Source organism: Christiangramia lutea, assembly GCF_022489035.1.
GTDB classification, from domain to species: Bacteria; Bacteroidota; Bacteroidia; order Flavobacteriales; family Flavobacteriaceae; genus Christiangramia; species Christiangramia lutea.
Window position 1 is genome coordinate 1,121,187 of record NZ_JAKVTV010000001.1, and the last position, 26,744, is coordinate 1,147,930.

Sequence of the window (26,744 nt, forward strand, 5' to 3'; positions counted from 1 at the left end):
TACTTTCAAAGGGATCATCTGCAACCTAAAATACTATATTTTCAGAAAAGGCTTTGTTGAAGCGGAGGGTTTTCGTGTTCCAGAAGCCATTTTTTTCGATGTAATCCTCCGGCATAACCTGTTAGGGAACCATCACTGCCAATTACCCGGTGACAGGGGACAACGATCCATAATGGATTTTTTCCATTAGCCGAGGCTACCGCTCGAATGGCTTTTTCGTCTCCTAAATCTTTTGAGAGCTGCAGGTAGGAGGTGGTTTTTCCAAAAGGTATCTTTTGTAAATGATCCCATACCCGTTTCTGAAACGCAGTTCCTTCAGGATTAAGCTTCAGGTCGAAATTTTGAAGTTCTCCGGTAAAGTAATCCTGCATTTGCTTAACTGCTAATGCCAGTTCTTCCGGAATATCGGTAGAAGTTGATTGCTCATCATCAAGAACTTTTATTGAAGAAATACCCTCTGAATTTCCACAAATTTCAGCAATTCCCAGAGGTGTTTTAATTCTTACTTTCTTCACTTTTTTCCTCTTTTTCCTCTGTTTGATCGCCTTCACCGGACTCCTGATCCTGTTTTCGTTGAATAAGTCCCAGCCTTTTAGCTCTGCGTTCCCAGTTCTTCCTAGCCAGCATCTGCATATCTTCAACACTATCACTTTCGTCCATGATCTCGAGGCCTAGCAGGGTTTCGATTATATCTTCCATGGTGACGATCCCGGTTACATTACCATATTCATCCACGATCATGGAAATATGAGCCCTTTTCTGAACGAAAATTTCGAATAGTTCGGGAATTGGGGTATTGTCCTTGGTTACAAGTATATCTCGTTTGATCTCACTAAGCGCCTGGTGACCTTTTTCATCAATAACCTCTTCGAGAACATCGTCTTTAAGGATAAAACCTGAAATATTGTTGGACCTGCCTTCATAAACCGGGATTCGAGAGAACTTCAGATTTTTATGAGTCTGATGAAATTCTTTCAATGTAAGGCTTTCATCTTCGGTAATTGCTACCGAAAATGGCGTCATCACATCTTTTGCTTCTACAGATTTGAAAACCAGCAGGTTCTTAATTACCGTGGTTTCGCTTTCTTCAAAAACACCTTCCTCTTCAGCCGCATCAGTAATTGCCGCAAATTCCTCACGACTCATACTACTTACGTGAGCAGATTTCCCAATTAGTTTGGTGGTTAACATTAGCAGCCATAGAATACCCGTGTATTTTAATGGGAATATCATGAGTTGAAGAGATTTCGCCGTGAAATTCCCCAGGGATTGCCAGTAAGTGGCTCCAATGGTTTTTGGAATGATTTCAGAAAGGATCAAAATTGCTAAGGTCATTACAGCGGATACTATACCAACAGAATTACCGCCATCACCAAAAGTCTTTTCAGCCTGAACTCCTACCAGGATAGCACCTACAGTATGTGAGATGGTATTAATGGTTAATATGGCGATCAAAGGTTTGTCTATATCTTGCTTCAGGCTCGCAAGTATATTTGCATATTGTTTTCCTTCCTTTTTTTTGATCTTTATGTAGGACGGAGTGATACTTAGTAGAGCCGCTTCCAGAATGGAACACATAAAAGAAAAGAAGATCGACAAAACGGCAAAAAGGATTAATAAGCCCATATGCTTTATTAGCTGTTAGATTGGCTAATTTATAGATTCTTAGAACAAAATTTTTAAAAGAAATGATAAAAGCCAAAAAAAGCCTTCTGTTTTTAGGAGAAGGCTTTTGTGTTTTTAAGTTACCAGCCTCGGTATGCCGGCGGTTCTATACTATTTAAATTCAAATATACTATCAATTGTCCTCGGTGATGAGAAACATGATCCTGCATTAAATTAAGCAATTGCATTTTACTCATTTCCCCCGAAAAGAAATCGGCTTTTACCTTGAGATCTTTTTCATCTAAAGAGCTTACACTTTCGCTGATCTTATCAAAGGATTCGGTTAAACGGGCAATAATTTCCTCTTTACTCTCTGGAAAAGATCTTTTTTCTGAAATTTTCTTTTCAAGGAAATAATCTGAATGTATCCAGGTCATATTCCTGTTTATGTGCGCTAATTGTTGAGAAAAACTCATCTGTCTTTCCGTAGGTTTATAGGAATATTTTTCTTCAGGCATGGCTTTCGCAATTTCAAGCAGGTAATCCCTGGAGTTATCCCACTTTTTCAGAAAAGCGTTTATATAATCTGAATCTTGTGAAAATGTGTTGAAGCTTGAAAAAAGAAGGATCAATAAGAAAGCAATTTTCTTCATTACTGAGAGATTAGTTTTACAGCATCCCTGGCGAAATAAGATGCTATCATATCTGCTCCTGCTCGTTTAATGGCGGTTAGTTGTTCCAGCAACACGGCATCATGATCCAGCCATCCTTTTTCTGAAGCAGCTTTTATCATGGCGTATTCTCCGCTTACCTGGTAAACCGAAACTGGCACGTTCACCACATTTTTAATATCTCTTACGATATCCAGGTAACAAAGGCCTGGTTTAACCATCACAATATCTGCGCCTTCATCTATGTCCATCATGGTTTCCCTTATGGCCTCTTCACGATTAGAAGGGTCCATCTGGTAAGTCTTTTTATCTTTGGGAATGTCCTGTGCGTCTACTGGCGCAGAGTCCAAAGCATCACGAAACGGACCGTAAAATGCAGAAGCATATTTGGCTGAATAGCTCATGATTCCCGTATGATGAAATCCTTCATCTTCCAGCAGGCTTCTAATTTCAAAGATACGACCGTCCATCATATCGCTGGGAGCAACAAAATCGGCTCCGGCTTTAGCGTGAGAAAGAGACATTTCTGCCAGTACCGCTGAGGTATCATCGTTAAGAACTTTGCCTTTATCAATGATCCCGTCATGACCAAATTTGGAATATGGATCTAGGGCTACATCGGTCATTACGATCATTTCAGGCACTGCATTCTTAATGGTTTTTACTGCTCGTTGCATCAATCCTTCCGGGTTGATGGCTTCAGTTCCGGCATTGTCTTTCAGTTTTTCATCAACCTTAACAAAAAGCAACACCGATTTTAAGCCAAGACTCCATAACTGCCGGACTTCTTTTTCAATAAGGTCAAGGCTGTAGCGATAGTATCCTGGCATGGAAGCAATTTCTTCCTTTACATTTTTTCCTTCAACTATAAATAGCGGAACAATAAAATCATTAGGTGAGAGGATGGTTTCTCTAACCATGGCGCGTATAGATTCGTTCGTTCTAAGTCTGCGATTTCTCCTTAATGGAAACATGTGTTTAATTTTTTATTGAATCAATTTTTTCGTTGACATCGTCTGAAATGTCCAATACTTTTTTCGGAGCATCAAACCTGTAACCTATAAAGGCCTGAAAATATGGAATATTATCTTCTGTATAAGTACTTCTATCTGTATTATGATTTAAAATGAGGTAACTGTACTGGGCCCCGGCATAAAAATCTGAAAAGTCATAATTAATGGCTCCCCTGAAATTTAGATCATACAACATAGAAGTCAGGCTTTCCGAATCGGAGCCATCGGAAAAGTTTACTCCAATCCCAGCTGAACCTCCGGCTGAAAGGAGGAGGTTTATAGTGGGGACCCAGTTATAATAATACCCGGGAGAGATCGCGATGTCTACAGAATGATATTTTTCATCGATCTCCTGGCCACCACCTCCAGTACCACGAATTTTATAATTGGTATAGTAATATATTAGCTGCGGAAGAAAAGTGCCGGCACTCCTTAATTGTTTCTCATCCTGGTTGGTAATTGCCCTGAACGAGAAATTCTGGTTGAAAATATAACCTGTGCTACCTCCAATTTTGAAGGATTTGGTTCGGGGTAAATAAACCTGGTTCATATCATTTTCAACATAAAAGCCTTTTTCGCTGTACAATTCCAGGTTTTGCATCCAATTCCCGAAGTAGCCTCTAAGCCCAATATTGAACAGCCTCGAGTCGTCATTATCCTTATTTTCGGCCATAAAATCTGGGGCGAAGGAATAGGAAAGGCTAAGCCCTCTAAAAGAAACTTTAGCCCCTATCTTATTTTGCTTATTTGGAGTTAAGGATACAGTCTCCTCTGTTTGTCTGCTGCTAAATTCGAATGAATTATAAGTATTGATATAAAAAAGTCTACCCGTTATTTTGTCTGGAAACTTTTGAATGTATTGCTCTTGCTGTAGGGAATCCTGAACTGATTCCTGAGCGACCAATGTTGAGCTAATAATCCAAAAGCATATGAAAAAAGGATTTTTTATACCCATGATTTTGGTGTTCTTAGAACCTCCAGTAATTTAGCTTCAGGACTACCTGCTTCCGGATGATGATCATACACCCACTGTACATGTGGTGGTAAACTCATCAGGATACTTTCAATCCTGCCATTGGTCTTCAACCCGAATAAAGTTCCTTTATCGTGAACCAGATTGAACTCCACATAGCGGCCTCTTCTTATTTCCTGCCAGGTTCGGTTATCTGGAGTATAAGATAATGCTTTTCTTTTTTCCACGATAGGCACATAGGCGTCCAGAAAAGAATTCCCGACGTTGGTCACAAAATCATACCAGTCTTCAATCTTCATATGGCTGTCGCCTTTTAGATAATCGAAGAACAGACCGCCGATTCCCCTGCCTTCGTCACGATGGGAATTCCAGAAATATTCATCACATTTCTTTTTATATTCGGTATAAAGCGAAAAACCATGGGGTGTACAGGCATTTTTGCATACCTGGTGAAAATGCCTTGCATCTTCCTCGAAGAGATAATAAGGCGTAAGATCCTGGCCGCCTCCAAACCACTGGTCTATTACTGTTCCGTCTTTATCATACATCTCAAAATATCTCCAGTTCGCATGAACTGTTGGTACCATTGGATTTTTTGGATGAAGAACCAGGCTGAGTCCGCAGGCAAAGAAATCTACATCTCCAACCTTGAAATATTTTTGCATAGCCGGGGCTAATGGACCAAAAACGGCTGAAATGTTCACACCACCTTTTTCGAATACTGCCCCGTTTTCGATAACTCTTGTTCTTCCGCCGCCACCTTCCTTTCTCTTCCAGATATCTTCCTGGAATTTCGCTTTTCCATCGATCTCTTCCAGCTTGGAAGTGATACTGTCCTGAAGATTTTTTATGTAGCTATAGAACTTTACCTTCATCATATTTTATTCCCGGTATTCTTTAACCGCATCCACAAAAGCTTTGGCGTTATCTACAGGAATATCTGGCAAGATGCCATGACCCAGGTTTGCGATATACCTGTCTTTCCCGAAAGCTTTGATCATATCATGAACCATGTACCTTATCTCTATAGGTTTTGAATATAGCCTGGCCGGATCAAAGTTACCCTGAAGGGTGATCTGCCCACCACTGAGATACCGGGCATTTCTGGCCTCACAGGTCCAGTCAACACCCAGAGCTGAAGCACCAGATTGAGACATTTCTTTTAAGGCAAACCAGCAACCTTTTCCATAGGCGATCACAGGCACCTCATCTTTAAGGGCGTCGATGATCTGCTGCATATATTTCCAGGAAAACTCCTGGTAATCTTTAGGTTCCAAAAGTCCACCCCAGGAATCGAACAATTGTATGGCATCTACTCCAGCTTTTACTTTTTCCTTCAGGTAAGCGATGGTAGTGTCTGTGATCTTCTGAAGCAGAACATGCGCAGCCATAGGTTCCATAAAGCAAAATCTCTTGGCTTTGTCAAAAGTTTTTGAACCCTGCCCTTGCACACAATAACAAAGAATGGTCCATGGAGAACCCGCAAAACCTATTAACGGAACTTCATCATTGAGTTCCTGTTTAGTAAGTTTAATAGCATCAAAAACATAGTCCAGTTCCTCATTTACATCAGGAACGATCACGTCATTCACCTTTTTGGCAGTATTTACCGGATTAGGCAACCATGGCCCTACACCTGGCTTCATTTCCACATCTATGTTCATCGCCTGTGGTACCACCAGGATATCACTAAAAAGTATCGCCGCATCCGGGCCTATCTGCCTGATAGGCATTACTGTGATCTCTGTAGCCAGTTCCGGGGTTCTGCAACGGGTAAAGAAGTCGTATTTTTCCTTTAATTTCATGAAATCTGGCAGGTATCTTCCTGCCTGTCTCATCATCCAAACCGGTGGACGTTCTACAGATTCGCCTTTTAATGCTTTTAAAAACAGGTCATTTTTGATCATATCCTGAGGTGTTTTTTTCGTTCTTAAATTTCGAGACCACTTTGGTGATCACATTCTCGATGCTGGGTTTTGAAGCCACGATCACATTTTCAGTATGTTTTAAAGCTTCATTTGCAGTAGTTTCACCAATGCAAAAAGCAGAGGTGTTTAGAATATTATCTACGGTAAAACTTTGAACTCCGCTAGGGCTAAAGAAAAGGATTCCATCAAAATCTGAATGAAATCTTTTAGTATTTAACTCAGTTTTATAAACCTGGGTCTCTTTGTAGTTTATATTATTCTCTTTTAATATTTCAGGAAGTTCATCTCTGCGTTTATTTCCGCTGAAAAAGTGAAATTCTTTATTGCTATGTTGTTCGGTAATTTTTAAGGCCAGTTCCTTTGCGTTGTTAGCTGATTCTTTTACGTTCATGCCACAAGATCTTGCAAAAGCTGAGGTTTTCTCTCCTACACAAAAACAATTTTCAATTGCTATCTCCTCCTTACAGATTGATTTTAAAGCGTTCTTGCTGGTGAAAATAGCGTTTTCAATTTTCTTGGTTTTAAAATTTAAAGCATGGAAAATAATTGAAATGGCATCATATTCCACCAGTCCTATTCCGCTGTTGAGCAATAGCTCCTTTTGATTAAGAGCCAGCTTTTTTGTGGATAGAACAGTGGCCATAACTCAATTGTTTAAAACTGCCTTGATTTCCCGCATTAAATCCCTTCCGCCGTTCTCTAAAATTTGAATGGCGCATTCATGCCCCATTTGATTCGATTCCTCAAGCGGAAGTGACCTTTCTACTTCTATTTTCTTATTCCCATCAAGGCTGAAGAGGGCACCCTTAAAATGTACATTATTATCAACTATTCTTGCTAGGCCTCCAATAGGAGCGGTACAACCACCTTCCAGCACTCTAAGGAATTCACGTTCTATATGCACGCAAGTCTCTGAATTCTTATGGTTTAAAAGGCTTAATGCTTCACGGCTATACTCGTCATTTTCCATAGCTACGATAAGCATGGCGCCCTGAGCCGGGGCAGGGATCATCCAGTTGAGGTCAATGAAATTTTCAGGTTTTATCTCAATTCTTTCCAGTCCGGCAGCAGCGAAAATAGCCCCATTCCATTCATTATCATCCAATTTCTGCAGACGTGTATTTACATTCCCACGCAGGTCTACGACTTTATGATCTGGATATTTATGTAACCACTGAGCTTTTCTTCTCAGGCTACCTGTAGCAATAGTACCTTGTCCGTTTTCGAGAAACTCAATTCCTTTGTGTATAAGGATGTCCTTATTGCTTGCTCTTTTCATGATGGCGCCTTCTACAATTCCTTTTGGAAGGGCCGTGGGGACGTCTTTCATGGAATGAACGGCAATATCTACCTCTCCTTTGATCATGGCCACATCCAGGGTTTTTGTAAAGATTCCTGTAATGCCCATTTCGTATAATGGCTGATCAAGATTGAGGTCGCCGGTAGATTTTACCGGAACAAGTTCGGTTTTGTGTCCAGTACTTTCCAGAGCATTTTGAACCGTCTTTGCCTGCCATAGCGCTAATTCGCTGTCGCGGGTTCCAATTCTTATGGTTTTGCTCATTTCCTAACTTCTTCTAACTGAAATACCTTTTGGATAAGTTCCAGGCTCTCATCAGTGGTTTCGCTGTCTTCCTTTAAATGATTGGCAAAGTGTTTCATGATCTTCTGAATGATCCTGTTGCTTATGATCTCTGCCTGTTCATCATTAAAGTCAGTTATTTTTTTACGCTGAAAATCCAGTTCGGCGTCTTTCATCATTTTCAGCTTCATTTTTAAAGCCTTGATGGTAGGTGCAAACTTTCTAGTCTCCAGCCATTGATTAAAATCTCCCTCAACTTCTGCGATTATCTTTTTCGCCTGCGGAATGAACTGTTTACGTCTTTCCAGGGTCTCATCGGTCATTTGCGACAGATGGTCCAGGTGGATAAGTTTTACATTTTCCAGTTCATGAACGTCATCTGAAACATTCTTTGGGATAGAAAGATCAAGGATGAGAAGCTCTTTTTTCGGATAAATAAGCTCCTTTGAGATCGTAGGGTTATGCGCACCGGTAGCTACAATAAGAATGTCGCTATTTCTTATTTCCGCCTGTAGATCGGCATAATCCTTAACGATAAGATTGAATTTACCTGCGATTCTTTCAGCTTTGTTCTTGGTACGATTTATAAGGGTAATATGGTTGTTACCCGTATGTTTTACCAGGTTCTCACAGGTATTTCTTCCAATTTTACCGGTTCCGAAAAGAAGGATGTTCTTTTCTGAAATGTTTTCAATATGGTTTAGGATATATTGTACAGAAGCAAAAGAAACAGACGTCGCTCCACTGGAGATCTCGGTTTCATTCTTTATGCGTTTGCTGGCCTGAATTACGGCATTCACCAATCGCTCGAAAAAGGCGTTTACCAGACCAAGTTTTTTAGACCTGATAAAAGCTACTTTTAACTGACTTATAATTTCAAAATCTCCCAGGATCTGGCTATCCAGGCCAGTTCCAACCTTGAAAATATGCGAAATTGCCTGTTTGTTTTTATATACGTAAGCAACTTTTTCGAACTCCTCAACCGTTCCGTGAGTGTGTTCACAAAGCAATTTTATAAGCTGAAATGGATGTTGGGCGAAACCGTAAATCTCGGTTCGGTTACAGGTGGAAGTCACCAGAATACCATCAATTCCTTCCATTTTAGCCTGTTCAAGAAGTCTCTGTTTAGATTCTTCGGTAAGGCTAAAATGGCCTCTGATCTCAGCATCAGCCTTCTTATAGCTTAATCCAATGGTATAAAAGTGTTTTCCTGTAGAAATGTGATAATCTTCCATGTATCTGTTTAGGTGGACACGGCAGCAAAATTAATATATGCTTAATTGAAAAAGTAACGCTGGAAGCACTAAATGTGTCGATAGATGATAATTATCATGAAATTAGGACTGAAAAGCTTAAAATGCCATACTTTTGCAGTAATCATAGTGGGTTTAGAGCAATTAGTTTAGATTGATTCTAAATAAATGAAAATTTTATCCTATGGAAGATCACTTAAAAAATAACGCTGTAAGTATCTCTGAAGAAATTAAGATTGAAGATGGTTTTTTTATCTTAAAGTTTCAAAATGACACCGGTGATTCTCAACTGATGTCCAGGGAAATAGATAATAGTTTTATACAGTTTCACTTTAATGTAAAAGGAAAGAGTAAATTTCTCTTTAATAATGGTAATTATGAATTACCGCTTTCAGAGGAAAACTCATTATTGCTTTATAACCCGCAAAGGGACCTTCCATTGAATGTTTCACTAGAGGCTGAATCCTGGTTGATATCCCTGGTGATCTCTATCAAAAAATTTCATGCCCTGTTCTCTCAGGAAGCAGATTATATCACCTTTTTAAGCTCAGATAACAAGGATAAGAAGTATTACAAGGATGCGCCAGTTTCGCCTTCCATGGCGGTGGTGCTGAATCAGTTAATGAATTTCAACCTAACGCCTAGCATCAAAAATTTGTATTTTAAGGCTAAAGCGTTTGAATTGCTAAGCCTCTATTTCAATAAAGCTGAAAATCCCGATCTGGAACAATGTCCTTTTTTAAGTGACGAAGAGAATATAAAAAAGATAAGAAGAGCTAAGGATATTGTGATTGCCAGGATGGCCGAGCCACCTTCTCTTCAGGAACTTTCAGATGAAATAGGATTGAGCCTGAAAAAACTAAAGGAAGGTTTTAAGCAGATCTATGGAGATTCTGTGTACAGTTTTCTATTCGATTACAAAATGGAATATGCACGTAAATTGCTGGAAACCGGTGAATATAATGTGAATGAAGTGGGATTGAAGGTGGGTTACAGCACCGCAAGTCATTTTATCGCTGGCTTCAAAAAGAAATTTGGAACAACTCCCAAAAAATATACACTATCAGTAAACTGATCCTTATGCGACTATTCTTCACCCTGTTATTCACGATATTTGCTTTGAATTCTACTAATTCCCAAACCAAAGTCCTGATATTTTGTGAGACTGATGGATTTGTACATGATTCCATTGAGGCGGGTATACAGGCTTTGCAGCAACTGGGTAGACAAGATAATTTTCAGACCGTAGTGAGCAGGGACAGCAGGTTTTTTCTTGAAAATGATCTTGATCAGTACGATCTAATCATTTTTTTGAATACCACCGGGGATATTCTGAATCCCGAGGAGCAAATGCAATTTCAGAATTATATGGATAATGGCGGCAATTTCTTTGGAATACATTCCGCTGCCGACACCGAATATGACTGGAAATGGTATGGAGACCTGGTAGGAGCTTACTTCGATGGTCACCCGGAAGTTCAGCAGGCTGAAATAATCGTTGAAATGCCCGATCATGTTACAGTTGAACACTTACCCCGCAATTGGGAGAGGACAGATGAATGGTATAATTATAAGAATATTAATAAAGGCCTGAATGTATTGTTGAGTTTAAATGAAGATTCTTACGAAGGTGGTAAAAATGGTAATTTTCATCCTATTGCCTGGTATCAAAATTATATTGCCGGAGGTAAGGCGGTTTACACTGGTCTGGGTCATACCATAGAATCATATTCAGAGTCAAATTTTCTGGAACACTTAAGCAGATGTATTAGCTTCGCAGTTTCAGGCTGAAAATTATAAGACCATAGAAAACTCCAATTAAAATGGAGCGGTTGAAATTATACAGAGTACTATTTTAGATTTGAAAAAGAAAAATTATGAGTAAAGGCGTATTGATGGTCAACCTGGGTTCTCCAGACAGCACAGATCCTAAAGACGTTAAAAAATACCTTGGAGAATTCCTTATGGATGAGCGGGTGATCGATGTTCCTTACTGGGCGAGAACCTTGCTGGTAAAGGGAATAATTCTGAATACCAGACCAAAAAAATCGGCTGAAGCTTACCAGAAGATCTGGTGGGACGAAGGTTCACCGCTTATTGTCCTTTCCAAAAGATTACAATCTAAAATAGACCATAATACTTCTGTACCAATTTCCCTGGCCATGCGTTACGGGACTCCGAGCATCAAGCAGGGGCTTCATGAATTGCATGATCAGGGAGTGGATGAGGTTTTGCTTTTTCCGCTTTACCCACAATTTGCTATGGCTACTACAGAAACCATTCTGGTGCTGGCCGAAGAATTAAGGAAGGAGCATTTTCCTGAAATGAGCTTCACAACAGTTCCGCCTTTTTACAATCATCAGGATTATATTCGAACGCTTGGAAACAGTATCGCAGAAACTCTTAAAGATGTGGAATATGAACATCTGTTGTTCTCCTATCATGGAGTGCCGGAAAGACACATAAGGAAAAGCGATATCACTAATTCACATTGCAAAATAGATGGGTCGTGTTGCCAGTCAGACTCTACTGCACACCAATTCTGTTATCGTCACCAGTGTTTTGAAACTACTCGCCTTGTTGCAGAGTACCTTGGTTTAAAACCAAATACTTACAGTGTTTCTTTCCAGTCCAGGCTTGGATTTGATCCATGGTTAAAACCTTATACCGACAGGACTATCGAAAGATTTGGAAAACAGGGAATGAAGAAGCTGGCGATCGTAACTCCGGCATTCGTTTCAGATTGTCTGGAAACACTAGAAGAGATCGCGATGGAAGGTGAAGAGATCTTCCATGAAGTTGGAGGGAAAAATTTTACCGTTGTACCTTGTCTTAATGACCGGGAAGAATGGGTGAAAGTACTTTCCAGGTGGATAGACGAATGGGCTCATCAAAAGCCGGTTGAGGCCTGATGGCCGTTCGGAATTCTAAAGAGCTGGGCGAAAAGCCCATTGGTAAGCTGTTAATTCAGCAAGCCGTACCGGCATCTATCGGGATTCTCGTAATGTCACTTAATATCCTGGTAGATACCATTTTTGTTGGTAACTGGATTGGTCCTATCGCAATTGCAGCCATTAATGTGGTACTTCCGGTTTCTTTCTTTATAGCCGCGCTAGGTATGGCCATAGGGATAGGTGGTTCTTCGATCATTTCACGTGCCTTGGGAGCAGAGGATCAGATAAAGGCTTTAAAAACTTTCGGAAACCAGATCACTCTCACCATCTTACTTTCAACCTTGCTGGTGATACCTGGACTTATTTTTGTAGATAGTCTTATTCCCGCCTTTGGAGGAAAGGGTGAAATATTCGATCCGGCCAAGATCTACTATATCATTGTTCTGTGCGGAGTACCTTTTCTTGCGCTAGCCATGATGGGGAATAATGTGATAAGGGCGGAAGGTAAACCCAGGTTCGCCATGATCGCCATGATCATTCCTTCAGTAGGGAATCTTATTCTGGATTTTATTCTAATTAACCAACTGGATATGGGGATGGAAGGTGCAGCATTCGCCACAACCGCGTCTTACGTTTTGTGTCTTGGATATATCATCTGGTTCTTCCTTTCAAAAAATTCAGAATTAAAGATCAGTTTTGCTCATTTCAGACTTGATATTCCTATTCTTAAGGAAATATCCTCCCTTGGAGCTGTGACCCTAGCCAGACAGGCGGTGGTGAGTGTCACTTATCTTTTAATGAATAATATACTTTTCGATTTAGGCGGTGAGGAATCGGTAACCGTTTATGCGATCATTGCCAGGATGCTTATGTTCGCCCTTTTCCCGGTACTTGGAGTTACCCAGGGATTTCTGCCTATTGCGGGATTCAATTACGGCGCCGGCAAGTATCCAAGAGTTCGGAAGAGTATCAATACTGCAATTTTATACTCCAGTTTTATGGGCTTATTGATCTTCCTGGGAATTATGTTTTTTGCACCAGAGATCGTCCAGATTTTTACAAGTGAAGCCTCTATTATAGAACAAACACCTTCTGCCATGCGTTGGGTCTTTGCTGCGATTCCAATAGTTACCATACAGTTGATTGGAGCAGCCTATTTTCAGGCGATCGGAAAGGCGGTTCCGGCTTTTTTGCTAACCTTATCCAGGCAGGGATTCATATTCATTCCGTTGATCCTCATTTTGCCGAATTATTTCGGGGAATTGGGAGTATGGATATCATTTCCCATCGCCGATCTTCTTTCTACTATAATTACTGCATACTTCCTGAATCGGGAGGTTGTGAAAACCCTGAAATAAGGCTACTTGGAAATTCGCTTAAATCCTTATCTTTAAAACCTATCTAACCAGGAATAAAATGAACAAAAATCTACTTCAGGCAAGTGTTATTCTATGCTTGTTATTCAATGGAATTTTTATTGAAAAGACTTCAGCTCAGAACCCGGATGAAAAATATTACGAGGCGCTTGAATATCGTTTAATAGGTCCTTTCCGGGGAGGAAGAAGTGCGGCCGTTACTGGGGTTCCCGGAGAACCGAATCTTTTTTATTTTGGAGCTACCGGAGGAGGAGTTTGGAAGACGGAAAATGGTGGAAGAAGTTGGGAAAATATTTCTGATGGATATTTCGGAGGTTCGATTGGAGCCATTGAGGTAGCCAAAAACGATCATAATGTTATTTATGTTGGAGGAGGAGAAAAGACCGTTAGAGGAAATGTTTCTTCAGGTTACGGAATTTGGAAATCTGAGGACGCCGGAAAAACCTGGACCAGTGCCGGACTTGAAAAAAGCAGGCATGTTCCCAGGATCGTAACCCACCCCGATGATTATAATACGGTTTATGCGGCTGTTCTTGGGAATATTTATAAACCTACCGATAATAGGGGTGTTTTTAAATCTACCGATGGTGGAAAGAACTGGGAAAAAGTGCTGTTTTCGAATTCTCAATCGGGTGCGGTGGATCTTATCATGGATCCCAACAACCCGCGAATTCTCTATGCCTCTACCTGGAACGTCCAAAGAACTCCGTATAGTTTAAGTAGTGGAGGCGAAGGTTCAGCTTTGTGGAAAAGTACCGATAGCGGAGAAAGTTGGAAAGAGATCTCTAAAAACAAAGGCTTTCCACAAGATACTTTGGGAATTATAGGAGTAACTGTTTCTCCTGCGAATAGTGACCGCGTTTGGGCCATTGTTGAAAATAAGGAAAAAGGAGGGGTGTATAGAAGTGAAGATGGTGGAGAAACCTGGGATCATATAAATGATGACAGGAACCTGAGACAAAGAGCCTGGTATTATACACGTATCTACGCCGATTCAAAAGATGAGGATGTGGTCTACGTGCTGAATGTGAATTATCATAAAAGTACCGATGGAGGGAAGACTTTTAAATCGGATAGGGCTCCACATGGTGACCATCATGATCTCTGGATATCTCCTGAAAATCCGCAGCGTATGATCATGGGGGATGATGGTGGTGCACAGGTGACCTATGATGGCGGTGAGACCTGGAGCACTTACCATAATCAACCTACCTCACAGTTTTACCGGGTTACGACAGATAATGCATTTCCTTACCGGATCTATGCTGCTCAACAGGATAATTCTACGGTTAGAATAAGGCACAGAACCGAGGGAGGCAGTATCAGTGAAAATGACTGGGAGCCAACTGCCGGTGGAGAAAGCGCACATATTGCCGTAGATCCTGAAAATGATGATATCGTCTATGGAGGTAGTTATGATGGTTTTCTAACTAGATACAATCATGAAACCAGAACGGTGAGAAGTATTAGTGTATGGCCAGACAATCCAATGGGTCATGGTGCCGAAGATCTGAAATACAGGTTTCAGTGGAATTTTCCTATTTTCTTCTCCCCGCATGATCCGGATAAATTATATACAGCTTCTAATCATTTGCACCTAACCACCAATGAAGGTGAAAGCTGGGAAGAGATAAGTCCAGATCTTACCAGGAATGATAAATCAAAGCAAAGATCTTCCGGAGGGCCAATAACCCAGGATAATACTTCGGTGGAATATTACAGTACAATTTTCGCCGCGGCTGAATCTCCGGTAACCCCCGGAATTTTATGGACCGGTAGTGATGATGGTCTAATCCATATATCAAAAGATGGAGGTGAAAACTGGGAGAATATCACTCCTAAAGGGATGCCGGAGTGGATGATGATCAATAGCATTGAACCATCTTCCTATGATGAAGCCACTGCTTATGTTGCCGGAACAAGATATAAACTTGGAGATTTCAAGCCTTATCTTTACAAGACCACAGATTATGGAAATTCCTGGAGGTTGATCACAAATGGAATTTCTCCAGAACATTTCACCAGGGTCTTAAGAGAAGATCCTGTAAAGAAAGGTTTGCTTTATGCCGGAACAGAAACCGGAATGTATATTTCATATAATGATGGAGCTAACTGGAAACCATTTCAGCTAAATTTACCCATCGTTCCTATTACAGATCTGGCTATAAAAGAAAATAATCTTATTGTTGCTACTCAGGGGAGAAGTCTCTGGATCCTTGATGACCTTACTTTAATTCATCAATTGGAGGATGTTGATGATAGTTCCAGTATGCTATTCAAACCTAAAGATAGCTACCGAATGGATGGTAGTTCATCTGAATCCTTAACAGCGGGGAAGAATCATCCTTCAGGGGTGGTAACTTATTTTTATCTGAACGATATTGAAGATAAAAAAGTAATTATCAGTTACCTGAATAGTTCTAACGACACCATTCAGAAATTTAGTACGAATGATGAGAAGAATAAACTGGAGGTGAAAGAAGGTGCCAATATGCATAACTGGAAGATGCGCGGTAAGGCTGCTGAAAAGCTTGATGGAATGATCCTCTGGTGGGCAAGTTTAGAAGCTCCGCAGGCTGTTCCTGGAGATTATAAGGTTGTTCTGGAAATAGACGATGAGGTGCTTACCGAAAACTTCAAAATTCTACCAGATGCTAATGCTGAGACCGATGTTTCAGGAATGCAGAAGCAATATGATTTCATTAGCAGTGTGAACCAAACTGTGGACAGGGCTCATAAGTCCATCCGGAAAATGAGAAATATCGAGACTCAGCTTGATGATTTTCAAAAGCAATATAAAGGGAATGCTGAGGTGAAACCTCTATTAGAGAGAGCTGAAAAATTAAGCGAAGAATTGTCTGAAATCGAAAACGCTCTTTACCAAACCAAGAACAGGAGTAACCAGGATCCTTTAAATTTCCCAATAAAACTTACAAATAAACTGGCTCATTTGAATAGTCTGGTTGGAATGGACGATTTCCCTCCTACGACTCAGGATATAGAGGTTAAAAATATGCTCACCGCAAAAATAAATTCTGAACTGGAGAAGTTTGACAGACTTCTGGACGAGGAGGTGAAACAATTCAATAAGGAATTCAACGAAATGGATCTTAATTATTTATTCGTAGAGGCTGAAAAATAATGGAATATTACAATTATATAAAAGCACTACACTTAATATTCGTGATCACCTGGTTTGCCGGTTTGTTTTACATTCCCAGGCTATTTATTTATCAGATCGAAGCCTATGATAAGGAAGAACCTGAAAAAGGCATCTTAACCCGGCAACTCAAGTTAATGGCTAAAAGATTATGGTTTATCATAACCTGGCCTTCGGCTATTCTGGCTAGTACTTTTGCATTTATCCTTTTACTTATGATCCCGGAATGGCTTCAACAGCCCTGGATGCATGTGAAATTGGGATTTGTAGTATTGCTTTATGCATATCATTTTAAATGTCATTTGATTTTTAAAGAGCTTCAGAATGATGTGGTAAAATGGACTTCCAACCAGATGAGATTGTGGAACGAGGGTTCAACTCTTATCCTTTTTTCAGTCATTTTCCTGGTGATCGTAAGGGATGCGATTAACTGGATCTACGGTGTAACTGGTATTTTTATTCTGGCTATAATGTTGATGCTGGGAATAAGAATTTATAAAAGAATTAGAGCAAAAAATCCAGATGCCTGAAATGGTGTGATAATTGTTACAATTGAGGCAAGCTGCCAAATATGAAAGTGCTTAAACTGTCTTTACGAACCCGTATTTTTATCTCGATGATCCTATTGGTTCTGGGTGCCTCGATCCTGATCTTCGTGGTTACGGTCTACCAGTATAAGCAGGAAGCTGAAAATTACCACGAAGAAAGACTGGAGCGTAAGCAGAAAGCTATCCTGGAGAATATAAAATTTGTTCTCGCCAGTACTACCTATGTGGTGGATACAGAAAACCTAGAGCCTATTTTTAATGAGCGCAATAAGATCGATGAAATGGCCGAGGTTCATGAGATGCAGATCCATATTTATGATCTTGAGGGGAATCTTATAATCAAATCTGATGAATCTTTTTTTAAAGACACAACTAAAGTTCAGATCCCGGGTGAAGTTCTAGAGAAACTGGACCTTTCCGCAGATAAAAGCTATCTGCAAAAAGCAGAGATCAACGGGCAGAAATACCAGTCTTCCTATACTTATATTACAGATCAAAGATTCAAGCCGCTGGCGATTCTTTATTTGCCCTATCTGCAGGATGACCGAATGCTTAACCGTGACCTGAACAATTTCCTGATGAGGATGGGAGAGGTGTATTTATTCATGTTGCTAATAGCGATCATTCTTTCATTTTTCCTTTCAAAATATATTACCAAATCACTGAAAATTATTTCAGAAAAGATCAATCAGACCAGGCTGGATAAAAGAAATCAGAAAATTGAACTTTCCAACGCGACAGAGGAGATCTATGCCCTGGTTTCAGCATATAATAGTATGATTGATGAGCTGGAAGAAAGTGCCGTTAAACTTGCTACCAGTGAGCGGGAGCAGGCCTGGAGGGAAATGGCCAAACAGGTGGCGCATGAGATCAAGAATCCGCTTACCCCAATGAGGCTTAGCGTTCAAAGCTTTCAACGAAATTTCGATAAAACCGATCCAGATATAGAATCTAAGGTTAACGAGTACAGTAATACTCTCATTAACCAGATCGATACGATGAGCTCGATCGCTTCAGCCTTTTCCAATTTTGCGAAAATGCCTGCTCAACAGAATGAAACCCTTAATGTACCAAAGATCGTGAAGCTGGCTCTGGATATTTTCAATGAAAATTACATTGAATTCAAAAGTGAAAAAGAAGAGATCCTCGCCAAATTCGACCGTACTCAGTTGATTAGGGTTGTCACCAACCTGGTCAAGAATGCGACACAGGCTTTAAAGGATGTGGAAAACCCGCATATCCTGGTAATGGTAGAAGAGGATGAGAATGAAGTATTCGTTTCAGTTTCAGATAACGGCTCTGGTATTTCTGAAGAGAACAAGGGCAAGGTTTTCGAGCCAAAATTCACCACAAAATCCAGTGGAATGGGGCTTGGACTCGCTATGGTAAAGAATATTGTTGAAACTTACAATGGGAGTATCAGCTTTGTTTCTAAACAAAATAAAGGCACTATATTTAACGTACGATTTCCAAAATAAGTTTTATGAGTTATAACAACATTTTAGAAGATATAAACAACGAAATTTTAACAATCACCATCAACCGGCCTAAAAAGCTGAATGCGCTTAATCGAGAGACTATTCAGGAGCTTCATGAAGCCTTTAAAGAGGCTAAATCTAATGAGGAGGTAAAAGTGGTTATAATTACCGGAAGTGGTGAAAAAGCATTTGTAGCAGGAGCAGACATCAGTGAATTTGCCGATTATTCACCAAAGGAAGGTAAGAGTCTTGCCGCTGACGGTCAGAAAAAGCTCTTTGATTATGTGGCAAATTTCCCAAAACCTGTGATCGCAGCAGTGAACGGTTTTGCCCTTGGAGGAGGTCTTGAGCTTGCGATGGCTGCTCATTTCAGGATCGCCAGTGAAAATGCTAAAATGGGGCTTCCAGAGGTTTCTCTTGGAGTAATTCCCGGCTATGGAGGGACGCAGCGCCTTCCCCAGCTGGTAGGAAAAGGAAGAGCTATGGAAATGATCATGACCGCGGGAATGATTGATGCAAACCAGGCGCTGCAATATAATCTTGTGAATCATGTGGTGGAACAGGAAGAATTGCTTGAATTTGCTGAAAATATTGCAGGTAAGATCATGAAAAATTCCATGGTTGCCATTGGAGCTGCTATCAAGGCGATAAATGCAAATTACGAAGATGGTAAGAATGGCTTCGAAACCGAGATCAATGAGTTTGGTCGCTCCTTCGGAACCGATGATTTTAAAGAAGGAACTGCGGCATTTCTGAATAAAAGAAAAGCAGAATTTCCTGGGAAATAAATAATGAGGGAGGTAATTATCGCTTTTAATTACCTCTTTTTTATTCGCATAATATTGGAAAAAATCCAATAAAAAGGAAAAATTCCATATTTTTGTGTTATGTCGAAGGAACAGTTTATAAAAGGAAGAGGAGCTCAATTAAACGTTTCAAATCGTTTCCATGAGCATAGCCATGAGCAAAGGGATGATTTTCTGAATTATTGCGCATCAGAAGGAGAGGAGCCTGAGAAAACCAAAACAAGCATCATTGAAACTTTTCCAAAGTCTATCGTTAATAAGGTTACCAGCCCTGATGTGGGTATGGATTATTCCCTGAATCCTTACCAGGGTTGTGAACACGGCTGTATATATTGTTACGCTAGAAACTCTCATGAATATTGGGGATATAGTGCTGGACTGGATTTTGAAAAAAAGATCCTGGTAAAACGAAATGCTGTAGAGCTTCTTGAGAAAAAACTTAAAAGTAAAGGCTGGCAGGCTAAACCGATTGTTCTTTCCGGAAATACAGATTGTTATCAGCCTATTGAAAAGGACCTTAAGATCACCCGGTCTTTGTTACAAACCTTTTTAAAATACCGGCACCCGGTTGGGATGATCACCAAAAACGCTCTTATTCAAAGAGATCTTGATGTTTTAAAAGAGCTGGCCCAGGATAACCTGGTGAGTGTGGCAATTTCCATAACCTCTCTTAAAGAAGATACCCGAAGAATTCTGGAACCAAGAACCGCCACAATCAAAAAAAGATTGGAAACGGTTCAAAAACTGGCAGAGGCTAATGTGCCTGTAACGGTTATGATGGCTCCAATTATTCCATCTATCAATAATCATGAGATCATGCCTTTGGTAAAAGAGGTGGCAGAAAGAGGTGCCAGAAGAGTTGGTTATACTATAGTTAGATTAAACGGGGCAATAGGTGAAATTTTTACCGACTGGATAAGAAAAGCAATGCCAGACAGAGCAGATAAAGTATTGCATCAGATCGAGAATATTCACGGCGGAAGTTTGAACGATAGCAGGTTTGGAACCAGAATGAAAGGTGAAGGAGAATTTGCAAAACAAGTGGAGCAGCAATTCAGAATTGCCCGGAAACTATATTTAAAAGATCTGCAGCGGCCTATGCTTAACTGCAAATTACACGCCGACTATAAGGACGGACAAATGAAGCTTTTCTAAAGTAGATTTTCATCAAACCTGAAAATTTCAATAACTTCAGGAACGTTTATTAAATATTAGAAAAAATGCCAGAATTACCAGAAGTAGCTTACCAGAAAATTTATATAGATTCCACCAGTCTACACAAAAAGATCGTGGATGTTCAACTTGGTGCAGATAAGATCTTTCAGTCACCAAAAAAAGATTTTAAAGAGGTGCTTCTAGGAAATGAAGTCGTGGGGAGCCATCAAATTGGAAAATACCTGTTGTTGAAATTAGAACAGAATGATTACCTGGTGATACACTTCGGTATGACGGGTAAAATGGATTACTTCAATCATGACGAAATTCATAAACACGCACAACTAACTCTAAGTTTTGAAGACGGTTCTAAACTCTCCTTTATCTGTCCGCGTAAATTCGGAAAATTGTTTCTTACAGGTAGCCTGGAAGACTTCCGTAAGCAACAAAAGCTTGGCCCGCATGCAACTGAAGTTAGTGAAGAGCAATTCTTAGAATTATTTGAAAAGAAAAAAGGCAGTGTGAAAACTGCTCTTATGGATCAGTCTTTTATTGCGGGACTGGGAAATTTATATGTAGATGAAATGCTTTTTCATAGCGGGATACATCCAAAATCCAAGGCTGAAAATCTTTCAAAAAAAGAAATTTCAAAAATGTACCGAGACATGATGGATGTCCTCGACACCGTAACCAGATGCAAAACAGAGGGAACAAAAATACCGGATACGTACCTACAACCTCACAGGATCAAAGGTGAAGTTTGTCCTAACGGAAAAGGGAAAGTCGAAATGATCAAAGTTGGTGGCCGGAGCACCTATTTCTGCCCGGAATGCCAAAAGGAGAAGTAGCCTGTCCGCATATTGGGAATCGTTCTCGATTCGATAGTTTTGCAGTTAAGACTGTAACTATAAGGTTGTGTTTTTGACCTATAAGAGAACAGTTTTATCAAGGACTAAAGAAGCTCTACTTTCGAGAGAGATGAGGCTAACCAAATTAATTTAAGAAACCCGTGAAGAAAAAACCAGGAAATACCGAATTGCCATCTACTAAAACAGAATTAGGTAAACTGGCAGCATTAGAGACAGGCGATTATAAATATTCAGTAGAAGATTATTTTAAAACACCGGAAGCTTTTTCATTTCAATTATCTCCAGATGGTAAGTATCTAGCTTATATGAAGCGAAGAACCACCGGGGAGCGTGATTTGTATTTAAGGGAAATTTCAACTCAAAAGGAGAGTTTACTTAAAAAGCAGGAAGAAGATTTGATTCGAGGTTTTTACTGGAAAAATAACAACCGTATCTTATATCTTCAGGATAAAGGTGGTGACGAAAATTATCATGTTTTTGGTGTAGATGTTAATGGAGAGAACGATAGTGATCTAACTCCTTTTGACGGTGTTAGAGTGATTATTATTGCCGTTTTAAAAGAGGATGATGATCATGTTATTATTCAGATGAATAAAGAAAATCCTCAACAGGAAGAGCCTTATCGTCTTAATATAAATACAGGTGAGGTTACTAAGCTTTATACAGTGAAGGAAGGAGATGCACCGGTGGCAGGTTATAATTTTGATCGAAAAGGGAATTTGCGGGCAATTACACGCGTGGTAGATGGGGTAAATACTGAACTTCTCTATGAAATTGAAGGAGAATTTAAAAGAGTAAAATTAACAGAGTTTGGTGACACTTTCAGCATTTCATCTTTTAATCCTAATACCAATAACCCAGATGATGCTTATGTAGTATCAAACCTTGAAGGCGATAAAACAGAGATCCAGCTTTATGATCTTAAGCAAAACAAAAAGATAAAAACAGTTTATAGTAATGAAACTTTCGATGTTTCAGGAATTAGCCTGTCAAGAAAGCGAGACTACGAAATTGACTATTTCAAGTACACCGGGGAAAAGGCCGTAATTGTTCCCGTAAGCGATACGTATAAAAAAATCTACGCAAGGTTAAAACAGGAATTTGCTGAAAAGCAATTCTTTACCGTTGGAAAGACCGATGATGAAAGTCAGTATATGGTATTAGTCACCAGTGATAAAATTATAGGTGAGTACTATTTGTATGACAGGAACAAGGGTGATGTAAAGCTTCTATATACACTTCTGCCTCAATTAAAAGCGGAAGATATGGCTTCCATGAAGCCGATTAGCTTTAAGAGCCGTGATGGTCTGGACCTTCACGGATATATTACGCTGCCAAATAATTTTGAAAAAGGTCAAAGTGTTCCGCTTATAGTGAATCCCCATGGAGGTCCACAGGGAATTCGCGATACCTGGGGTTTCAATCCTGAAGCTCAATTATTCGCCAGCCGTGGATATGCGACCTTACATGTGAACTTTAGAGTCTCTGGAGGATATGGAAAAGAGTTCCTGAAAGCAGGTTTTGGAGAAATTGGACGAAAGGCAATAGATGATGTAGAGGATGGAATAGATTTCGCTATAGAACAGGGTTGGGTAAATAAGGACAGAGTAGCCATCTATGGTGGAAGTCATGGCGGTTATGCTGTTTTACGTGGAATGACCAAAACTCCGGAAAAATATGCTTGCGGAGTAGATTATGTAGGAGTAAGCAATCTGAATACTTTTATGGAAACAATCCCTCCTTATTGGGAAAAATACAGGGAGATATTATATAAGATCTGGTATAATCCAGGGATTCCTGAAGAGAAGGAAATTATGGATGAGATCTCTCCCGCATTACATGTTGAAAAGATCAAAAAACCTCTTTTTGTTGTTCAGGGTGCTAATGATCCGCGGGTAAATATTGATGAAGCAGACCAGATCGTAGAAAGTTTAAGGAAACGTGGAGTTGAGGTGCCTTACATGGTAAAATATGATGAAGGGCACGGATTTGCGAAAGAGGAAAGCAGGTTAGACCTATATAAAGCGATGATGGGCTTCTTTGCAGAGCATCTTAAGGATAAAAAACCTGATACGGCAAAAGCATAAATATTTCTATAAAAATAGGATAACAAAAAAGGCTGTTGCATGTGCATCAGCCTTTTATTTTTTTCCTTCCCATTCCGAATAAAACTGGTCCAGGTAATGCACCATGAAGGCATGCCTGTCTGCGGCAATTCTTCTTCCGGTTTGTGTATTCATTCTGTCCTTAAGCAATAATAGCTTTTCGTAGAAGTGATTTATGGTAGGTGCATCTGAAGCCTTATATTCTTCTTTGGTCATATGCAGATTGGGCTCTATCTCAGGATCATACAGAGCTCTGCCTTTGAATCCGCCATAATTGAAGCACCTGGCAATTCCAATAGCGCCAAGGGCATCAAGTCTGTCAGCATCCTGGACGATATCGAGTTCTGCGGAAGTAAAATTTTGCTCAGTATTTCCTCCTTTAAAGGAGATATTTTCAATGATCTTCACTACATGATCTATAATTTCTTCCGAAGCATTCTGAGATCTTAGAAAATCTGAGGCAACTTGGGGACCAACGGTCTCGTCTCCATCATGGAATTTGGAATCTGCGATGTCATGTAATAAAGCACCTAATTCAACTACCTGGAGATCGGCTTGCTCTCCTCCTGCGATTAGCCTGGAATTATTCAAAACCCGTTCAATATGGAACCAGTCATGTCCTCCTTCGGCATCATGAAGTTTTTCCTTAACAAATTTGATCGTGCTTTCGACGAGGGTATTTTCGGGCATAAATAGCTAACTAGATGATATCGGCAATAATTATTCTTTCGATCTCTGCAGCAAGAGCCTCCGGATCCTGATTTCCTACTTCTATAGGTTTATGAGTTTTAAGTTTTACACTTACACCCAGCTCTATCGGGAAGTTTCCGTGTTTAAAGAGTTTCCAGGAATTATTTATGGTAATAGGAACCACTACAGCGTCTGGAAGTTTTTTAAACAACATCATCAAACCGTTCTTTCTGAATTCTTTCGGTGCACCGGTACGGCTACGCGTACCTTCCGGGAAGATGACAGCAGATCTTTTTGTTTCCTTTAGATAATCTGCGAACTGGCTCATTTTAATAAGGGATTCTCTCCTGTTTTTTCGGTCTATAAGTACCGAACCACCGTGCCTTAAATTGAATGATATACTTGGAATTCCATGCCCTAATTCCTTTTTGCTCACAAATTTTGGATGATGTTTCCTGAAGTGCCAGATTATAGGTGGGATGTCATACATTCCCTGGTGATTCGCTACGAAAATGCAGGTTTTATCAACCGGAAGATTAAATTCATTTTCTATGCTAAATGTTGTTCCCAGTAAATTTAGGCACCTCAATAGGAAAAAATTGAAAATATCCACACTCTTTTTATGAGCCTGATATCCTCCCAGTTTTAAACAAATCCATTGAATTGGATGAAAAACCAGCATACATAGAAAAAAGCAAATGTAAAAAACGACCGATAAGGGATAGGATAGAATTTTTTTCATCTCAAATTAAAAGTACAAAAATAACCATTTAGCATTAGGCACATAAAAAAACCACGCCGGTAGCGTGGTTTAATCTACTATCTAAAATAAGATTAGCAAAATTCGTTATAAGCACCAATCAGGTTTTCTGCGATCATTTCTGCAGGTCTTCCTTCAATGTGATGACGTTCTAGCATGTGAACCAATTCACCGTCCTTGAACAGTGCCATAGATGGAGAAGAAGGAGGGAAAGGTACCATCATATCTCTTGCTTTCTCAGTAGCTTCTTTATCTACTCCTGCGAAAACTGTTACCAGGTTATCTGGTTTTTTTGCATTCTGTAGAGACAGTCTTGCTCCCGGACGAGCATTAGCTGCAGCACAACCACAAACTGAGTTCACAACTACCAAAGTAGTCCCTTCGAGAGCCATTGCCTTTTCTACATCTTCTACAGTGTGTAATTCCTGAAAACCAATTTTTGTAAGATCTTCTCTCATTGGTTTTACTAATTCCGCTGGATACATATATTTTTAATTTTTGTATTAAACTTTATTGAAGCACAAAGATACCAAATTAAGTTCAGCCTGCATATCTCAAATTACTATGTGCTAATAGGTTCAATTTATAACCGCCTGGGGGAACAGGTATCCTAAAATTGTGGTTTGAATATTGAAAATGTTATCTTAGCGGCTAAAGAAAATTGCCCGATGATCAAATGGCTTGCCGCAGTTCTGGGATATATCTACTTCAGGTTTCCCGGCGCTATTCTTGGATTTATTATAGGTTCACTCCTGGATAATTACATCCGTTCTTCTGGTGGTATCTTTAATTCTATTCTTGGCGAACAAAAGCAAAGTGTCTCGCCCGGAGATTTTGAATTGAATTTACTATCCCTTTGTTCCATCGTGATCAAGGCAGACGGAAATGTTTCCCAACAGGAGCTTGATTACGTAAGATCCTACTTTATTCAAGCTTATGGAAAAGAACGAGCTAATGCCACATTTAGGACCTTTAATGAGGTGGTTAAGAACAGGCAGGTATCCGCATCTAATATTGCCAGGTATCTCGCTGCCCGTACTAAATATCCAACCAGGTTACAGATCATTCATTTCCTCTTCGGAATTGCAAAAGCAGATGGACATGTGAGCGCTGCGGAAGCAGATGTGATCCAGGAAATCGCAGGATACCTTCAAATAGGCCGAAGGGATTTTGAAAGTATCAAAGCCATGTTCTTCAAAAAAACCGATTCGGCTTACACGATCCTGGAAATAGATAAATCTGCAACCGATTCTGAAGTGAAAAAAGCCTACAGGAAAATGGCCAAGAAATATCACCCGGATAAATTAGGCCATATGGATGAAGCTTATAGGAAAGGTGCACAAGAAAAATTTACTAAAGTTCAGGAGGCCTACGAACAGATACAGAAGGAACGCGGGTTTTAATCAATTTTTATAAGTGTTTTTAAGTTGTCTGTAGTCAGGTATTCATGGCTTTTCCGTTTAACCTGGAAATTTGCATCTAGAACCATGACTACCGGAAAAGAAATAGGTTTGTCTTTCCTGCTTGCCAGTAACAGAGGGATTTGGTGTATTCCCCTTCGATTCGTCTTTTGCTGTTCATTTGTAAAAATTTGCCCCTCGAATTCTATATTTTCCACACTTTCAGCATCCATTTTCACTGCGTAGAATTCCGTGTTGAGCTTTTGAATCACCTCCTTGTTCCTAAAGGCGTTTCTATCCATCTTTTTACAGTAAACACACCAATCTGTATAAAAGTAAATGACCACAGGTTTGTTTTCGGTTTTTAATGAGTCCTCTAGTTCTTCAAATCCTATCCAGTTGATCTCATCTTTTTGACCAAAAGTTATCTGCGGGACAATAATCATTAATAGAAAAAAGATCCTTTTCATAATTCAAA

At 39.9% G+C, this 26,744-nt stretch carries 26 protein-coding genes; 12 read left to right on the forward strand and 14 right to left on the reverse strand.

Going from position 1 to position 26,744, the window contains the following annotated elements:
* Positions 1–41 precede the first annotated feature (41 nt).
* The 10 genes from ML462_RS05130 to hemA all read right to left on the reverse strand — a co-directional run bounded on the left by ML462_RS05130 (position 42) and on the right by hemA (position 9,007).
* Complete coding sequence (locus ML462_RS05130) at positions 42–515, reverse strand: methylated-DNA--[protein]-cysteine S-methyltransferase (protein ID WP_240712676.1); 474 nt, start codon at positions 513–515, stop codon at positions 42–44.
* Positions 496–1,626, reverse strand: a complete 1,131-nt coding sequence (locus ML462_RS05135) for a CNNM domain-containing protein (RefSeq protein WP_240712677.1) — start codon at positions 1,624–1,626, stop codon at positions 496–498. The genes ML462_RS05130 and ML462_RS05135 overlap by 20 nt, the downstream gene beginning before the upstream one ends.
* Positions 1,627–1,745: 119 nt before the next feature.
* Positions 1,746–2,258 (reverse strand): DinB family protein, encoded by a 513-nt coding sequence (locus ML462_RS05140; RefSeq protein ID WP_240712678.1) that lies wholly within the window; start codon positions 2,256–2,258, stop codon positions 1,746–1,748.
* Entirely contained in the window at positions 2,258–3,250 is a 993-nt protein-coding gene (gene hemB / locus ML462_RS05145) for a porphobilinogen synthase (protein WP_240712679.1), read from the reverse strand. Before hemB ends, ML462_RS05140 begins: the two co-directional genes overlap by 1 nt.
* Before the next feature lie 4 nt (positions 3,251–3,254).
* Positions 3,255–4,193: a DUF4421 domain-containing protein gene (locus ML462_RS05150; RefSeq protein WP_240712680.1), complete on the reverse strand. Its 939-nt coding sequence runs from the start codon at positions 4,191–4,193 to the stop codon at positions 3,255–3,257.
* A gap of 41 nt (positions 4,194–4,234) precedes the next feature.
* Complete coding sequence (hemF, locus tag ML462_RS05155; RefSeq protein ID WP_240712927.1) at positions 4,235–5,137, reverse strand: oxygen-dependent coproporphyrinogen oxidase; 903 nt, start codon at positions 5,135–5,137, stop codon at positions 4,235–4,237.
* A 6-nt stretch (positions 5,138–5,143) separates the two neighbouring features.
* Positions 5,144–6,169 carry a uroporphyrinogen decarboxylase gene (gene hemE, locus ML462_RS05160; protein WP_240712681.1) on the reverse strand — a complete coding sequence of 342 codons (1,026 nt, stop codon included), beginning with the start codon at positions 6,167–6,169 and terminating at the stop codon, positions 5,144–5,146.
* Positions 6,156–6,833, reverse strand: coding sequence for a uroporphyrinogen-III synthase (locus tag ML462_RS05165; RefSeq protein ID WP_240712682.1), 678 nt, complete (start codon positions 6,831–6,833; stop codon positions 6,156–6,158). Before ML462_RS05165 ends, hemE begins: the two co-directional genes overlap by 14 nt.
* Positions 6,834–6,836: 3 nt before the next feature.
* A complete protein-coding gene (gene hemC, locus ML462_RS05170) occupies positions 6,837–7,754 on the reverse strand; it encodes a hydroxymethylbilane synthase (RefSeq protein WP_240712683.1) in 918 nt (305 codons plus the stop codon).
* Positions 7,751–9,007, reverse strand: coding sequence for a glutamyl-tRNA reductase (gene hemA, locus ML462_RS05175; protein ID WP_240712684.1), 1,257 nt, complete (start codon positions 9,005–9,007; stop codon positions 7,751–7,753). Before hemA ends, hemC begins: the two co-directional genes overlap by 4 nt.
* A 202-nt stretch (positions 9,008–9,209) precedes the next feature.
* On the opposite strand from hemA, the gene ML462_RS05180 reads away from it, so the two are divergent.
* The 11 genes from ML462_RS05180 to ML462_RS05230 all read left to right on the forward strand — a co-directional run bounded on the left by ML462_RS05180 (position 9,210) and on the right by ML462_RS05230 (position 23,398).
* A complete protein-coding gene (locus ML462_RS05180; protein WP_240712685.1) occupies positions 9,210–10,100 on the forward strand; it encodes an AraC family transcriptional regulator in 891 nt (296 codons plus the stop codon).
* A gap of 5 nt (positions 10,101–10,105) precedes the next feature.
* Positions 10,106–10,816 (forward strand): ThuA domain-containing protein, encoded by a 711-nt coding sequence (locus ML462_RS05185; protein ID WP_240712686.1) that lies wholly within the window; start codon positions 10,106–10,108, stop codon positions 10,814–10,816.
* A gap of 86 nt (positions 10,817–10,902) precedes the next feature.
* Complete coding sequence (gene hemH, locus ML462_RS05190) at positions 10,903–11,937, forward strand: ferrochelatase (protein WP_240712687.1); 1,035 nt, start codon at positions 10,903–10,905, stop codon at positions 11,935–11,937.
* Positions 11,937–13,277: an MATE family efflux transporter gene (locus tag ML462_RS05195; protein ID WP_240712688.1), complete on the forward strand. Its 1,341-nt coding sequence runs from the start codon at positions 11,937–11,939 to the stop codon at positions 13,275–13,277. The genes hemH and ML462_RS05195 overlap by 1 nt, the downstream gene beginning before the upstream one ends.
* A gap of 58 nt (positions 13,278–13,335) precedes the next feature.
* The gene (locus ML462_RS05200; protein ID WP_240712689.1) at positions 13,336–16,437 is read left to right on the forward strand and encodes a VPS10 domain-containing protein; all 3,102 of its coding nucleotides are present in this window, start codon (positions 13,336–13,338) and stop codon (positions 16,435–16,437) included.
* Positions 16,437–16,985 (forward strand): CopD family protein, encoded by a 549-nt coding sequence (locus ML462_RS05205; protein ID WP_240712690.1) that lies wholly within the window; start codon positions 16,437–16,439, stop codon positions 16,983–16,985. Before ML462_RS05200 ends, ML462_RS05205 begins: the two co-directional genes overlap by 1 nt.
* 41 nt (positions 16,986–17,026) lie before the next feature.
* Positions 17,027–18,481: a sensor histidine kinase gene (locus tag ML462_RS05210; protein ID WP_240712691.1), complete on the forward strand. Its 1,455-nt coding sequence runs from the start codon at positions 17,027–17,029 to the stop codon at positions 18,479–18,481.
* A 5-nt stretch (positions 18,482–18,486) separates the two neighbouring features.
* Positions 18,487–19,269 carry an enoyl-CoA hydratase/isomerase family protein gene (locus ML462_RS05215; protein WP_240712692.1) on the forward strand — a complete coding sequence of 261 codons (783 nt, stop codon included), beginning with the start codon at positions 18,487–18,489 and terminating at the stop codon, positions 19,267–19,269.
* Between the two features lie 99 nt (positions 19,270–19,368).
* On the forward strand, positions 19,369–20,442 hold the full coding sequence (locus tag ML462_RS05220) for a PA0069 family radical SAM protein (RefSeq protein WP_240712693.1): 1,074 nt from the start codon (positions 19,369–19,371) through the stop codon (positions 20,440–20,442).
* Between the two features lie 65 nt (positions 20,443–20,507).
* Positions 20,508–21,290, forward strand: a complete 783-nt coding sequence (locus ML462_RS05225; protein ID WP_240712694.1) for an Fpg/Nei family DNA glycosylase — start codon at positions 20,508–20,510, stop codon at positions 21,288–21,290.
* A gap of 161 nt (positions 21,291–21,451) precedes the next feature.
* Entirely contained in the window at positions 21,452–23,398 is a 1,947-nt protein-coding gene (locus tag ML462_RS05230; RefSeq protein ID WP_240712695.1) for an alpha/beta hydrolase family protein, read from the forward strand.
* 54 nt (positions 23,399–23,452) lie between these two features.
* Here the strand turns inward: ML462_RS05230 and ML462_RS05235 are convergent, their stop codons facing one another.
* The 3 genes from ML462_RS05235 to ML462_RS05245 form a co-directional block, all read right to left on the reverse strand.
* On the reverse strand, positions 23,453–24,106 hold the full coding sequence (locus tag ML462_RS05235; protein WP_240712696.1) for an HD domain-containing protein: 654 nt from the start codon (positions 24,104–24,106) through the stop codon (positions 23,453–23,455).
* 10 nt (positions 24,107–24,116) lie between these two features.
* Complete coding sequence (locus ML462_RS05240) at positions 24,117–24,695, reverse strand: lysophospholipid acyltransferase family protein (protein WP_341481571.1); 579 nt, start codon at positions 24,693–24,695, stop codon at positions 24,117–24,119.
* A 245-nt stretch (positions 24,696–24,940) separates the two neighbouring features.
* Positions 24,941–25,351 (reverse strand): BrxA/BrxB family bacilliredoxin, encoded by a 411-nt coding sequence (locus ML462_RS05245; protein WP_240712698.1) that lies wholly within the window; start codon positions 25,349–25,351, stop codon positions 24,941–24,943.
* A 183-nt stretch (positions 25,352–25,534) separates the two neighbouring features.
* Here ML462_RS05245 and ML462_RS05250 point away from each other — a divergent pair, with 183 nt between their 5' ends.
* Positions 25,535–26,269: a TerB family tellurite resistance protein gene (locus ML462_RS05250; RefSeq protein WP_240712699.1), complete on the forward strand. Its 735-nt coding sequence runs from the start codon at positions 25,535–25,537 to the stop codon at positions 26,267–26,269.
* Here ML462_RS05250 and ML462_RS05255 read toward each other — a convergent pair.
* Entirely contained in the window at positions 26,266–26,736 is a 471-nt protein-coding gene (locus tag ML462_RS05255) for a thioredoxin family protein (protein ID WP_240712700.1), read from the reverse strand. The genes ML462_RS05250 and ML462_RS05255 overlap by 4 nt on opposite strands.
* Between the last annotated feature and the right edge of the window lie 8 nt (positions 26,737–26,744).

What these genes read in the sequence shown, in the direction of transcription:
- ML462_RS05250 (WP_240712699.1), top strand. Translation starts at nt 25,535, where the DNA reads ATGATCAAATGGCTTGCCGCAGTTCTGGGATATATCTACTTCAGGTTT.
- ML462_RS05225 (WP_240712694.1), top strand. Translation starts at nt 20,508, where the DNA reads ATGCCAGAATTACCAGAAGTAGCTTACCAGAAAATTTATATAGATTCC.
- ML462_RS05205 (WP_240712690.1), top strand. Translation starts at nt 16,437, where the DNA reads ATGGAATATTACAATTATATAAAAGCACTACACTTAATATTCGTGATC.
- hemE (WP_240712681.1), bottom strand. Translation starts at nt 6,169, where the DNA reads ATGATCAAAAATGACCTGTTTTTAAAAGCATTAAAAGGCGAATCTGTA.
- hemC (WP_240712683.1), bottom strand. Translation starts at nt 7,754, where the DNA reads ATGAGCAAAACCATAAGAATTGGAACCCGCGACAGCGAATTAGCGCTA.
- hemB (WP_240712679.1), bottom strand. Translation starts at nt 3,250, where the DNA reads ATGTTTCCATTAAGGAGAAATCGCAGACTTAGAACGAACGAATCTATA.
- ML462_RS05235 (WP_240712696.1), bottom strand. Translation starts at nt 24,106, where the DNA reads ATGCCCGAAAATACCCTCGTCGAAAGCACGATCAAATTTGTTAAGGAA.
- ML462_RS05255 (WP_240712700.1), bottom strand. Translation starts at nt 26,736, where the DNA reads ATGAAAAGGATCTTTTTTCTATTAATGATTATTGTCCCGCAGATAACT.
- ML462_RS05135 (WP_240712677.1), bottom strand. Translation starts at nt 1,626, where the DNA reads ATGGGCTTATTAATCCTTTTTGCCGTTTTGTCGATCTTCTTTTCTTTT.
- hemA (WP_240712684.1), bottom strand. Translation starts at nt 9,007, where the DNA reads ATGGAAGATTATCACATTTCTACAGGAAAACACTTTTATACCATTGGA.
- ML462_RS05220 (WP_240712693.1), top strand. Translation starts at nt 19,369, where the DNA reads ATGTCGAAGGAACAGTTTATAAAAGGAAGAGGAGCTCAATTAAACGTT.
- ML462_RS05200 (WP_240712689.1), top strand. Translation starts at nt 13,336, where the DNA reads ATGAACAAAAATCTACTTCAGGCAAGTGTTATTCTATGCTTGTTATTC.
- ML462_RS05245 (WP_240712698.1), bottom strand. Translation starts at nt 25,351, where the DNA reads ATGTATCCAGCGGAATTAGTAAAACCAATGAGAGAAGATCTTACAAAA.
- ML462_RS05165 (WP_240712682.1), bottom strand. Translation starts at nt 6,833, where the DNA reads ATGGCCACTGTTCTATCCACAAAAAAGCTGGCTCTTAATCAAAAGGAG.
- ML462_RS05185 (WP_240712686.1), top strand. Translation starts at nt 10,106, where the DNA reads ATGCGACTATTCTTCACCCTGTTATTCACGATATTTGCTTTGAATTCT.
- ML462_RS05195 (WP_240712688.1), top strand. Translation starts at nt 11,937, where the DNA reads ATGGCCGTTCGGAATTCTAAAGAGCTGGGCGAAAAGCCCATTGGTAAG.
- hemH (WP_240712687.1), top strand. Translation starts at nt 10,903, where the DNA reads ATGAGTAAAGGCGTATTGATGGTCAACCTGGGTTCTCCAGACAGCACA.
- ML462_RS05140 (WP_240712678.1), bottom strand. Translation starts at nt 2,258, where the DNA reads ATGAAGAAAATTGCTTTCTTATTGATCCTTCTTTTTTCAAGCTTCAAC.
- hemF (WP_240712927.1), bottom strand. Translation starts at nt 5,137, where the DNA reads ATGAAGGTAAAGTTCTATAGCTACATAAAAAATCTTCAGGACAGTATC.
- ML462_RS05180 (WP_240712685.1), top strand. Translation starts at nt 9,210, where the DNA reads ATGGAAGATCACTTAAAAAATAACGCTGTAAGTATCTCTGAAGAAATT.
- ML462_RS05210 (WP_240712691.1), top strand. Translation starts at nt 17,027, where the DNA reads ATGAAAGTGCTTAAACTGTCTTTACGAACCCGTATTTTTATCTCGATG.
- ML462_RS05215 (WP_240712692.1), top strand. Translation starts at nt 18,487, where the DNA reads ATGAGTTATAACAACATTTTAGAAGATATAAACAACGAAATTTTAACA.